The organism is Lentilactobacillus kisonensis DSM 19906 = JCM 15041 (genome assembly GCF_001434135.1).
Lineage (GTDB): Bacteria > Bacillota > Bacilli > Lactobacillales > Lactobacillaceae > Lentilactobacillus > Lentilactobacillus kisonensis.
On record NZ_AZEB01000004.1, the window covers coordinates 42808 to 54792 of the forward strand.

Below are 11985 nucleotides of genomic sequence, written 5' to 3' on the forward strand. Positions count from 1 at the left end.
AATATCTGAAAATATAATAATTTCAACTTTGAATGTATTGACATTTGGAATATTTAATTATATAGTTTTGGAATATAAGGGATTGTGAAAAAATACACAGGAGGAAAGATATGACAGTCATTGAAGATCAGAACCGGATGCTTATTCAAATGGTTAAGGAATTTACCGCTAACGAGTTGGCACCGCTTGACATGGAAATTGATCAAAAGGGTGATTACCCCGCGGGACTCTTTCAAAGGGTTATTGATAATGGCCTACTTAAGATTACGTTACCCAGCCAATATGGTGGCGCTGGCTTTGACTATACGGCCGCTGCTGACGCGTTGAACAAAATGGCAATTGGGAATGCGAGTATGGCCGTGACGCTGGAAGGTCATTTTAAGACAATTGAACAGTTTACTAAATATGGGCAACCATCGTTAAATGATAAGTATCTTCCGAGTGCCGGTCACCGAATCTTTGCGTTTTCAATGACTGAACCTTCTGGTGGTTCAAATCCAAAGGGCATCTCAACTCGTGCCGTTAAACAGGGAGATAATTGGGTCATTACCGGCGATAAAATTATGATTACTAATGGCGGATTGGCTGAAGTTTACTGTATTTTATCAAAGACTGAGGATGACCAAATGGCGGTATTCGTTGTTGATAAGGATATGCCCGGTTTCCAATTTGGCAAACGCGAAGATTTCATTGGGCTGCGAGGGACGCCAGTTGGTGAAGTGGTTCTTGATCATGTTGTGGTACCGGCAGATCATTTACTAGGAAAAGTTGGTCAGGGCCTTGAAATTGGTGATAACGCGCATGCCGACGCTCGGGTACTAATGGGCGCAATTCTTGCAGGAATTATCGAACACGAACTTGGGATTGCCATTAATTATTCCAAAGAACGAAAGGCATTAACGACACCGCTCTACCAACTGCAGGTTATCCAAGAGAAAATCGCTGATATTGCAATTGCGCGCCAGAACACCAGGGCGCTTTACCAAAAAGGGGCACAACAAAAAGTGGCTAATCAGCTTTATGCCGAAACCGCGGCGATGGCTAAATCATATGGCAGCCGGGCAGCAGTTCGATCTGGCGATGAAGCCCTTCAAGTTCTAGGCGGCTACGGCTATAGTCGCGAGTATCCGGTAGAACATTTAATTCGGGATGCCCGGGCCATGGAACTTGCTGAGGGAACCATTGAAAAAATGAATTTAGAAATTACCAATGCCGAAATCGCAAAGTAGGGGGTTATCAAAATGAAAATTGTTGTTGGAATTAAACAGGTACCACAAGCTGATTCAGTCAAGATTGATCCCCAAACGAATAATTTAATCAGATCCGGAATTCAAGGGGTTATCAATCCGTTTGATAAGAATGCAATTGAGGCGGCTTTGCGGTTGAGGGCGCAAGCAGGTGGTGAAGTGATTCTGCTTAGCATGGGACCCGATAGTTACGTGACCTCTTTGCGCGATGGCCTTGCTATGGACGCGGATCAGGCTGTTCTTGTTAGTTCCCGCGCACTTGGTGGGGCCGATACGTTGGCAACTGGCTACACGTTGGCAAAAGCCATTGAAGCGATTGGCGATGTTGACTTAGTCCTATTGGGCCGGCAATCAGTTGATGCCGATACCGGTCAAGTTGGCCCAATCGTGGCGGCGTATTTGGGATTGCCACAGGTCACGTTTGCCGAATCAATTAGTCTGGAATCAGCGAATACAATTATTGCAAAGCGTCAGCTGGATACGGTTATTCAGGACATTAAGGTCACAACGCCAGCGGTTATCACGGTAAGAAGCGAGCTTAATCGGCCCCGTTACGAAACACCAGTTAACATCAAACAAAGCTTCGACAAAGCAGTTACCGTTTGGTCAGAAACCGACCTTAACCTGGATCCTGAACAAATTGGCCAGGCTGGGTCACCAACCAAGGTTACGAGCGTTTATGCGCCGGAGAAAAAGGGGCGGCAAACAACGACTTTGCCTACGGACCCCACTCAAGCTGTAGTGGAATTACTTAATAAGTTAAACTGATGGGAGTGAAAATAGTGGATAATAATGAAATTTGGGTATATGTAGAATTGAGCGGCAGCCGAATCGAACCAACGAGCCTCCAGCTAATTACCAAAGCGAAGGCAATTGCTGATGGCCGACCAGTTGTGGCGGTTATTCCAGAAGCAACAACGGTTCAGGCAGAAACCATCGTTAGCCAGTATGGGCCCGATAAAATCGAAATCCTAGTTGATGATCGATTTGCGGAGGCAACCGATGAAGAAGTTTCAGATGCGCTATTCCAAGTAATGGATAAGCAGCGGCCAAATACATTGCTGTTTCCAGCGACGATTCTGGGCCGGTCAATTGCACCAAGATTACAAGCCAAGCTCCAGACAGGGCTGACTGGTGATTGTCTGGATATTTACTTTAAAGATACTTTACTTGTTCAAGTAAAACCAACCTATGGCGACAATATTATGTGTGACATTGTTTGCCCGGACCGACGGCCGCAAATGGCAACGGTCCGGCCAAACACGTTTCGGGCGGTGCAGGATTCTTCAGCAACAACCAAAATTGAAAAGCCAATCTTTGAGTTTCATAAGGAAGAGGCTGCCAGTATCCTATCAACTAAGCCAATCATTAATAGTTCCGCTAATATCAGTGATGCAAAGACGGTAATTGCGCTTGGCCGGGGTGCTTATAGTGAAAAGAACGTTAAATTGGCAAACCAGCTAGCTGCCAAATTAGGTGGTATGGTGGGCGTTTCGCGACCGTTAACTGATAAACCGGAATTTGGTCACGATGATCAAATTGGGCAAAGTGGCAATACGATTGCCCCAGACTTGCTAATTAACCTGGGAATTTCGGGAGCTGTACAGTACGCCGTAGGAATTAAAAATGCCAAGAAAGTGGTCTCAGTAAATACAGATAAAGATGCACCGATATTTGCCCAGTCTGATTTTGCCTATGTTGGTGATGCAACGGAATTTCTGACGGCGATGTTGGGACAAGTGAGGTAATACGTTAATTACGTTGATTCCAGGGCCAACGGTTAAAACGTTGGCTATCCGTAATCGTTAGTCTCGGTTTCGCCAAACACAATTTATTGAAAATCAGGCAAACCTTAAAAATCCAGGAACCCTTCATCGCATAACGGTGAAGGGTTCCTGGATTTTTGGTATCAAGATGATTTAGAAGTTATTTAGCTTCTTCATCCTCAGTATTTTGGGTATGAATTTTTTCGAGCTTTGCAGCGTTTGCTAATACCCGTTTTTTATTCAATGGGTAAAGGAAAATTAATACTAAAGCTGCCAGGGTTAGGCAAGCTGTTGGGACGCCAGTTGCCAAACTGTAAATTCGGTTCACAACGGCGGCTGTCTGGTGAACCCCACCATTTGTGGAAGATACATAACCGATGAAAGTCAACATGAACCCACCGAAACCACCGGCAATGGCCTGGGCAACTTTACGGGCGAAGGAATTAACACCGTAAACAATGCCGTCTTCACGAACACCGGTAAGGACTTCATGGTTATCAATCACGTCGGTAATGAACGCCCAAACCATTAGGTTAAAGACACCGGCACCAAGGGAACCAAGGAATAACATTACCAGATAGAAAATAGCACTGTGCGTGTGGGATACCAGTAAGATCGCGTACATTGCAGCACCAAAAATTAGTGCCGTAACGGTACTTTCCTTTCGTCCAAATCGTTGCGTCATCCAGTTACTGAATGGGGCAAGTAACAGAACGGTCGCAAAGTTAACAATGAGAGCAAGTGACATGGCGCCTTTGTTTTGGAAGTAGTCATTAAATAAGTATGAAATCAATGTACCAGAAAGATTTTGGTTGACGACTAAGATTAAATCGACAATGACCAGAATAATCAAAGCTTTGTTTTCAAGCATTCCTTTAACTAAACGGCCCATTGGTACCTTTTCACTTTTTTCAGTTCGGACCCGTTCAGTGGTGAGGTGGGTTGTTAGTTCATAACAGCCATAGCCGAGGATGGCACAGACAACAACCACCCAGAAGAAACGGTTACCAGAGATCTTTTGGGAAGCGCCAACGTACATGAACATTGGAATGATGTAACTGGTAATGGCACTACCTAAAGCAGAACCCATGGCCCGGAAAGTTGATAACGAGGTTTTATCGTTAGGACTGCTGCTGATAGCGGAGGCCATTGAGCCATAAGGGATATTAACGGATGAGTAGAAAATGCCCCATGCCAGGTAGGTAACGAAGACGTAAACTAATCGAGCACCCAGCGCCCAGTCTTTAACGATTGGAACGAATAGCAGAACTAGGGCAATTAACAGTGGATACTTCATTCGGTTGATCCATGGTTTGAAACGACCAATCTTATGAAGCTTACTATTATCAACCAATCGACCAACGGTGATGTCAGCGAAGGCATCAACGAATCGGGCGGTAATAAACAGCACCCCAACTTGAGCGCCGGTTAAGCCAAGGACGTTGGTGTAAAAGATCATCAGGAACGAATTAACGACGTTGAACGAGAAGTTGTTCCCGATATCGCCGAACATATACCCAATTTTATCCTTAATACCAAATGGGTGGGCGTCAACAAGAATTGTTTTTTGTGTTTTATCCAATCTAGTCACTCCTAAAATCAATAATTTTTGAATAATGTCATTTTTGAGATGCTTGTAATAATCATGGATGATCAAAAGAATAAATGGCAAAGGACAATCATCAAGCAACTACTCATTCCCAAAACTGATACATCAGACAAATAGAATGATAGCACTTTCATTAACCGCTTACAACAAGAAAAGTCATAATTTTGCTAATTTCTTTGCTTTTGGTATATTAGAAATTGAAGTTGGTGATTATTAAACATACGTTGGGAACTGCTGAATATATTGCACTCTATAATGAAATACAGCGAATAATGATGTGATTTTCATTCCCGTTTTAATAAATCAAAACACATCAAATATGGCTTAGATGAACTAAATTACGACAGAACTTGTACACAAGTAGTCTTAGACAAAATTGAATATCTAACATATCACTTTTTGTAAGCAATAAAAGCCCCTACCTAATAGGAAAGACTTATGAATCCGTTACCAATCTTGTAAAAAAGGCTTTGACAAGTGCTAGTTAAAGAACTAATATACCAGTGTAGACATAAATAATCATCATAATTTTTATTAAAGGAGAATTTGAGATGGAATACAACATCGCAGTCGTTAATTCAAATAGTTTTGGTCAGGTATTTACCGAACATTGGAAGGAACTTGAGGGAATTGGAACCGTTAAGCGTTTCATGTTACCAACCGATATTGATGGTAAATCATTAGCTGAAAAGTTGACTGGTTTCAACATTGTTATCGCCAGTGTGACCCCGTTCTTTAATAAGGAGTTCTTTGACAACAAGGATGATCTGCTATTGATTTCCCGTCACGGAATTGGGTTTAACAACGTTGACCTCGAAGCCGCAAAGGCCCACGGAACGCAAGTAGCAATTGTCCCACAAACCGTTGAACGAAATTCAGTTGCTGAAAATGAACTCGCTAATTTAATGGCTTTGGTTCGACAAGTTGTGCCATCTTCAGAACGTGAACGGGCTGGTCGTTATGAAGACCGGGCTCAATTTATGGGTAACGAATTTAGTGGCAAGACCTTTGGGGTTATCGGTTGTGGCAATATTGGCAGCCGGGTTGCTGAACTGTTCAGTATCTTTGGTGGTCCTGTATTAGTTAACGATCCCCATCCTGCTGCAGATTCAGAATGGTTCACTAACAACAATGTTGAACGGGTTGACCTTGAGACATTGCTCAAACGCTGTGATTATATTTCACTTAATGCGTCATTAGATGATAACAGCTTGCATATGATCAATGCTAAGACCATCAAGAACCTCAAGAAGGGTGCCTATATTTGTAATAATGCCCGAGGTGCTTTGGTTGAAGAAGATGCGATTCTTGATGCCATTAAGTCCGGTCAATTGTCTGGCTACGCTGCTGATGCCATGGAAGTTGAACCAGTTAAGGCTGATCATCCATTCTTGAAGAACGACCGAATTCTAGTAACACCGCATACTTCTGCTTATACGTACGAATGCTTGCACGGCATGGGTGAAAAGTGTGTGAGTGATGTTAAAGCCATTGTTGCTGGCAAACGACCAGTTCGTGAGTTGACCCATACTTTAAGCGACTGAGGTTACGGGAAATTTAAGAGCGGCTGTATAAAGCACGGATTTGCGCGTATGTCCTGACAACATAAATCTTAAGACAGGTGATTTTGGTTATCAGAAAATGATACGCCGGTTCCGAACGGCTTTGTTTCAGTCACTTCTTATCGAGTAACGCGGTCAATCGCCCGGTTTCGCAAGTTACGCCGATTAACTGATATATTTGATAGATATTCTGATGTATCGGCCATTATTAGAACGGAGATTATAATATGGATTATATTATTGGAATTGACGTTGGTACTACCAGCACAAAGGCGTTGCTGTACGATACCGATGGTCACATTTACGCAAAAGCAAATAAAGGGTATCCACTATACCAAGACACGCCCGATATGGCTGAAGAAGACCCAGATGAAATTTTTAACGCCACCGTTTCGGCACTTCAAGAGGTAACTGCTAAAGCGACTGACGGCAAGGTGATTGCGATTTCTTGGTCAGCACAACAGCATAGTTTGATTGCGCTCGACAAGGACTTTAAGCCACTGACCCGATCGTTAACTTGGGCGGATAATCGCTCTGGCAAGTATGCCGCTGAGTACAAAGAAAACGGTCGCGGGTTTGAGATGTATAAGCGAACGGGGTTGCCCGTTCACCCAATGGGGCCGTTTTACAAGCTACTCTATTTTAAGAATGAACAGCCAGCAATCTTTAATCAAGCGGCTTATTGGGTTGGTATCAAGGAATACATTATTTGGAAGTATACCGGGGTTCTCAAAGAAGAAATCTCAATGGCGGCCGCAACTGGTTTGCTGAATATGAAAACGGCAAAATGGGATGAAGTGGCGCTAAAAGAAGTTGGCGTTAAGCGTGAACAACTCCCGGAATTAGTTGAGACGACTGATAAATTTCAAGGAATTAAGTCTGAATATGCAAAGGTGATTGGCTTAGATAATGACGTTTACTTCGTCATGGGAGCCACTGATGGTGCCTTATCGACGATTGGCGTTGGTGCAATTGAAACCGGTGTGTTGGCAATTAATATTGGCACTTCCGCCGCTGTTCGAACCTTCGTTGATAAGCCACGGGTTGACCCCAAAGCTCGATTGTACTGTTACCCAATTATGAAGGGTAAGTACCTCATTGGCGGCCCCATCAATAATGGTGGGATTGTCTTAAATTGGGCTCATGATTCACTATTTGGGGGCGAGCAGGAAGCTGCTAAGCTGTTGAATATTGATTCTTATGATATGTTGAGTAAAATTGCCGCAACGGTTCCGGCTGGCTCTGATGGTTTGATTTTCCACCCTTACCTTGGTGGTGAGCGGGCGCCGCTATGGGATGCTAACGCGCGTGGATCGTTCTTTGGCCTAAACCGTAAGCACACCCGGGCGCATATGATTCGGGCTGTCCTTGAAGGAATTATGTATAATCTCTATTCAGTGACATTGGCACTGAAGGAAGTTACGGGGGACCCCAAGGCAATTTTGGCTGCTGGTGGATTTGCCAGGTCAACCCTTTGGACCCAAATGATGGCTGATATTTTTGAGAATGACATTATCATCCCTGAATCTTACGAAAGTGGTAGTCTAGCTGCGATGTTTTTGGCGAAGATGGCGTTGGGGATGGAAGATAATCTTGAAGACATCAAGAAGTACATGGGAAAAGAGACCGTGTACAAGCCTAACGAAAAAGTCTTTGCGCGTTATCGGAAGCTCATTCCAATATACTTGCGATTAAGCCGAGATTTATCGAAAGAATATAAGGGCATTGCCGATTATCAACGAGAATTTACTGATGATAACGACTAAACTGATTTGATTAATAATTCCAAACTGAACAACTAATAAGAGGGACGTTAACTCTATGTTGGGTCGGTTTGGAATTTTATTTTTAATTGATTTGTAACCGCTTAACAAATTAAAGGAGATTGATTGATATGACAAATGATGAATCTGAGAATGGCTTTTCAACCGAATTTTGGACGGCAACGTCAGGTGACCTGAAACAACGGCGTGACCATATTGAAACACCCAAGTTTGGCGATGCAAAAGCTGACGCTGCTAAGATTGTGATTGATCCTTCTGAACGTCATCAAGATTGGTTAGGTCAAGGAGCAGCTATCACTGATTCGGCTGCTTCCTTGATTTGGGGAGCAATGACCAAGACACAACGGGATTCCCTACTTCACGAGCTATTTGATCCAGCCCAGGGCGGTTTTTCCAGCGTCCGGGTGCCACTAGGATCCTGCGATTTTTCAAGTCAATACTACTACACCTATGATGACGTGCCGTTTGGTGAACATGATTTCAAGTTGGAAAAGTTCTCGGTCGGTGAAGGAAAGCCTGGCGCTGCGGATGCGACCAAAGATTTGAAATATATCGTACCCGTATTGCAAGAAATTCTTCAAATTAACCCCGCTTTGAAGATTATTGCATCACCATGGTCAGCACCTGCTTGGATGAAGGATACTGGTCATTTAACCTATGGTGGTCGCCTTCGGTTTGGGCAGTACACTGGCAATGGGTATGGCAAAGACTTTACCTTTGATGCCGTTTATGCCCGCTACTTTGTTAAGTACATCGAAGCCTATCAGCAATTAGGCATTCCAATTTATGGCATCACAATCCAAAATGAGCCGTCCAATGCCGCTCATTGGCCAGCTATGATTTGGACACCTAAAGAAATCGCTAAGTTTGGTTATCAATACTTACGACCGGCTTTAAATAAGACTTTTCCGGCAACGAAAATCTACTTCCTAGACGATAGCTTTAGCGCTTTAAATGAACCGATTACTGATAACGTTACCCCAGAAGAGGCAGCAGCGTTTGATGGCCTGGCAGTTCACACCTACAGTGGCCCTTACGATAATCTGTTTAACGCGAACCGAGCCTTTCCTAATTGGCAAATGGTGATGACCGAACGGCGATGCATGATGGAAGAATCCACCGAAAATGCATCTCATATTATGCCCGGAATTATTGGTAACTGGCTGGTTCGAAACGGCCTGAACATGATCACCCTGTGGAACTTGGCGCTAGATGAACGTGGTTTGCCTAACGCGGCCGATTCAACTGGTAGGGAAGGGGTCGTAACGATCGATCACACTACCGGCAAGGTGCAACGAAACCTCGAATACTTTATGCTGCGAAACTTTGGTCAGGATGTTCCGGTTGGCTCAAAGGTTATTGGTTCATCAAACTACACGCCAGATGGGTTTAGTGGTGGATTGGGATCGGTTGCCTTTGAAGCGTCGGATGGCTCGATTTCTGCCCATTTGTATAATCCAACAGGCAAACCATTATCTGCTGCAGTGAACGTGAGCGGTCACGGAACCGATTGGCAGAACGTCACGGTGCCAGCATGGGGAACGATTACGTTGCACAAGGCAAACCATGCTGTTAACGAGTCAAGTGTGCCAACGGATGATGCCTTTAAGCTGAATCCGTCGCCTTATAATACGGATGATGTGGCGCCGGGAAAGTAGTATAGAATGCGCAAGGCGGTTAGGGGTCGGAGTAGCTCTAATCTCCATATATAATATCGGATCATAACTTAATCTAAATACAAGAGCAAACTAGCCACAAGCGATTTTAACCGTTTGTGGCTAGTTTGCTCTTGTATTTGGCTACTGTGGCTCACAGCTCAACGCATTTTCAAAAACATCCGCTAGGGTAACATTGATATCCGAAACCTTTTTATTGAGAATTAACCGGCGAAGATCGGAGACAGCAATGTTCTCTGTTTTATTTGACGGGATGATGGCTGCAGAAATATTAAGACACGTTGTGGTTGTTAGGATTAAGCCGTGTCGCTTGTTCCAACGAATCTGATAGTTTTTAAAATAGTCGTTGGTTTCGTATGAGCCATTTAATTCCTTGTGGTCACGGAGGTAGGTCTTCAGATAGGTTTCAAATTGTTGATCAGTTGCTAATGATGATCTAAAAGTTAAAGCAGGCATTTAAGTACTCCTTTATTTTCATGATTATTTTCAGAGGCGAATGGAAATTTATTAGTCAAATGCCATTGTACCGACCTTTTAATGCTAATGCAAACGTGAAACACCATTGAAAACGCTATCTATCAAGGATATCTACATAATAACCGGTTGGTTCTGACCAACTGACAAATAATAAATAAAAAAATATTAAGAAATACTCATGCCATAAAGCGGATTAGCTGGCGCTTTATGGTTGCCGTGGAGATTACTGAATTGAAAAAAGCAGAAAGGTGTTCACGTGTGCATTAAGGTGTGCTATACTTGTAAGCGTTAACAAAGTAGTGCTGATGACGTCATGAATGTATGCAATAAAATAACTATTATTAGGATCAGTTGATGAAGATCAGTTGATGGAGGTGCACTATGGAAAGCGAAGATGTCAAAGTCGCTGCCGAAAGTTCCGATCCAAAGGAATCTAAAGAGAAATTGATGAATGATTCCTCGAAGCGGATTCCCACTCGGCAAAAGATTGCCTATGGATTTGGAGATTTCGGAAATGGGTTCATGTTTGACCTTGGACAAGCGTATTTAACGAAGTTTTGGATTGATGGTATTGGAATTGGCGCTGGGGTTGTTGGTGGCATATTTGCGTTCACCAAGATCTTTGATGCGTTCATGGATCCAATCGCCGGTTCGGTCGTTGATAACCGAAAGAAAATTGGTAAGCGGGGAAAATTCCGACCGGTTATGATGATTTCAGCGGTTATCTTGGGTATTTTGACCGTTTTAACCTTTATGATGCCAGATGGCTTGTCAATGACTCAGAAAATCATCTACGCGTATGCAGCTTATATGATTTGGGGCTTGGTTTACTCGTTTACGAATGACCCATATGGCTCACTTGCTTCAGTCATGTCGCGAAATACACAGGATCGTAGTTTCATGGCAACGACCCGCCAAATTGGCTCCGTTGGGGCACAATTTGTTGCTGGGGTTGCGTTTATTCCACTGACCGTTTTAATCGGTGGTAGTGACCAACGGCTTGGCTACTTCTGGGCAGCTGCAATTTTTGCCGCATTTGGTGTTTTGATGTTTGGTGTCTGCTACCTTGGTACCAAAGAAAATGTTCACGTTCACAGAAACAAGAGTGCTCAAAAAGAAGGATTTAAGGATTACTTCAAGGTAATCTTTAAGAACGGGCCTCTAGGTGCCTTAATCTTGATGACCATCTTCACCATTTCAGCAATGAACACGAATAACCAGATGATGGTGTTTTACGCTGAGTATAACCTTGGTAACATCGGTCTTCAGCCGATTATTAATGCAATTATGATGGGCTGCTCCATTGTTGGGGTGTTCATGATTCCAATGCTAACAAAGCACTTTGGTCAGAAACGAACTGCTATGGTGAGTTTCGTTGTTGGCGCGTGTGCCAACCTATTGAACTTTGTGCTTCCAGATCATGTCGTTGTCTTCGTTATTCTTGTCACGATTGGTTACACTGCGCTAGCAATTCCAAACGGGATTACCTGGGCAATGGTTTCCAACGCAATTGATTATGGTGAATGGCGTTCCGGTATCCGGAAAGAAGGAATTACTTACGCCGCGTTCAACTTTTCTAGGAAGATTGCTCAATCCATTGCAGCCCTTGTATCCGCTGGAATCTTAGCTTTAACCGGCTATGTTGCTAATGCACATCAAACGGCTGGTGCCCTTCGCGGAATCAAAGCCGCAATGACGCTTTACCCAGGAATTTGTTTGGTAATGGCGGCTGTTATCATTGGCTTCCTGTACAAGCTAGATGATGAGCGCTTCGGTAAGATTGCTGACGATTTGGATCATGGTCGTTGGGAAGGCGGCAAGATTGGTAAATAGTGGTTATCAGAATATTAATAACAGAATCAAA

At 43.5% G+C, this 11985-nt stretch carries 9 protein-coding genes; 7 read left to right on the forward strand and 2 right to left on the reverse strand.

The annotated features are described in order from the left end of the window. Positions 1 to 110: 110 nt before the first annotated feature. Genes FC98_RS03260 through FC98_RS03270 form a run of 3 tightly spaced genes read left to right on the forward strand, consistent with a single transcriptional unit; the run spans position 111 to position 2995 of the window. Positions 111 to 1229 carry an acyl-CoA dehydrogenase family protein gene (locus FC98_RS03260; RefSeq protein WP_056949196.1) on the forward strand — a complete coding sequence of 373 codons (1119 nt, stop codon included), beginning with the start codon at positions 111 to 113 and terminating at the stop codon, positions 1227 to 1229. Between the two features lie 12 nt (positions 1230 to 1241). After that, on the forward strand, positions 1242 to 2015 hold the full coding sequence (locus FC98_RS03265; RefSeq protein WP_054654334.1) for an electron transfer flavoprotein subunit beta/FixA family protein: 774 nt from the start codon (positions 1242 to 1244) through the stop codon (positions 2013 to 2015). A gap of 14 nt (positions 2016 to 2029) precedes the next feature. Further along, positions 2030 to 2995: an electron transfer flavoprotein subunit alpha/FixB family protein gene (locus tag FC98_RS03270; RefSeq protein ID WP_169788685.1), complete on the forward strand. Its 966-nt coding sequence runs from the start codon at positions 2030 to 2032 to the stop codon at positions 2993 to 2995. A 178-nt stretch (positions 2996 to 3173) separates the two neighbouring features. Here the strand turns inward: FC98_RS03270 and FC98_RS03275 are convergent, their stop codons facing one another. Continuing rightward, the gene (locus FC98_RS03275) at positions 3174 to 4595 is read right to left on the reverse strand and encodes an MFS transporter (RefSeq protein ID WP_040470998.1); all 1422 of its coding nucleotides are present in this window, start codon (positions 4593 to 4595) and stop codon (positions 3174 to 3176) included. A 578-nt stretch (positions 4596 to 5173) separates the two neighbouring features. On the opposite strand from FC98_RS03275, the gene FC98_RS03280 reads away from it, so the two are divergent. The 3 genes from FC98_RS03280 (at position 5174) to FC98_RS03290 (ending at position 9626) form a co-directional block, all read left to right on the forward strand. Continuing rightward, positions 5174 to 6166 carry a D-isomer specific 2-hydroxyacid dehydrogenase family protein gene (locus FC98_RS03280; RefSeq protein WP_008855916.1) on the forward strand — a complete coding sequence of 331 codons (993 nt, stop codon included), beginning with the start codon at positions 5174 to 5176 and terminating at the stop codon, positions 6164 to 6166. A 245-nt stretch (positions 6167 to 6411) separates the two neighbouring features. Then, positions 6412 to 7950, forward strand: a complete 1539-nt coding sequence (gntK, locus tag FC98_RS03285; protein WP_056949197.1) for a gluconokinase — start codon at positions 6412 to 6414, stop codon at positions 7948 to 7950. 128 nt (positions 7951 to 8078) lie between these two features. Beyond that, positions 8079 to 9626 carry a glycoside hydrolase family 30 protein gene (locus FC98_RS03290; RefSeq protein ID WP_054654340.1) on the forward strand — a complete coding sequence of 516 codons (1548 nt, stop codon included), beginning with the start codon at positions 8079 to 8081 and terminating at the stop codon, positions 9624 to 9626. A gap of 141 nt (positions 9627 to 9767) precedes the next feature. On the opposite strand, the gene FC98_RS03295 is transcribed toward FC98_RS03290, so the two are convergent. Beyond that, positions 9768 to 10100, reverse strand: a complete 333-nt coding sequence (locus FC98_RS03295; RefSeq protein ID WP_008855919.1) for a hypothetical protein — start codon at positions 10098 to 10100, stop codon at positions 9768 to 9770. A gap of 402 nt (positions 10101 to 10502) precedes the next feature. Between FC98_RS03295 and FC98_RS03300 the strand changes: the two genes are divergently transcribed. After that, positions 10503 to 11954, forward strand: a complete 1452-nt coding sequence (locus FC98_RS03300) for a glycoside-pentoside-hexuronide (GPH):cation symporter (RefSeq protein WP_008855920.1) — start codon at positions 10503 to 10505, stop codon at positions 11952 to 11954. Positions 11955 to 11985: the final 31 nt, after the last annotated feature.

What these genes read in the sequence shown, in the direction of transcription:
- FC98_RS03290 (WP_054654340.1), top strand. Translation starts at nt 8,079, where the DNA reads ATGACAAATGATGAATCTGAGAATGGCTTTTCAACCGAATTTTGGACG.
- FC98_RS03300 (WP_008855920.1), top strand. Translation starts at nt 10,503, where the DNA reads ATGGAAAGCGAAGATGTCAAAGTCGCTGCCGAAAGTTCCGATCCAAAG.
- FC98_RS03295 (WP_008855919.1), bottom strand. Translation starts at nt 10,100, where the DNA reads ATGCCTGCTTTAACTTTTAGATCATCATTAGCAACTGATCAACAATTT.
- FC98_RS03260 (WP_056949196.1), top strand. Translation starts at nt 111, where the DNA reads ATGACAGTCATTGAAGATCAGAACCGGATGCTTATTCAAATGGTTAAG.
- gntK (WP_056949197.1), top strand. Translation starts at nt 6,412, where the DNA reads ATGGATTATATTATTGGAATTGACGTTGGTACTACCAGCACAAAGGCG.
- FC98_RS03265 (WP_054654334.1), top strand. Translation starts at nt 1,242, where the DNA reads ATGAAAATTGTTGTTGGAATTAAACAGGTACCACAAGCTGATTCAGTC.
- FC98_RS03280 (WP_008855916.1), top strand. Translation starts at nt 5,174, where the DNA reads ATGGAATACAACATCGCAGTCGTTAATTCAAATAGTTTTGGTCAGGTA.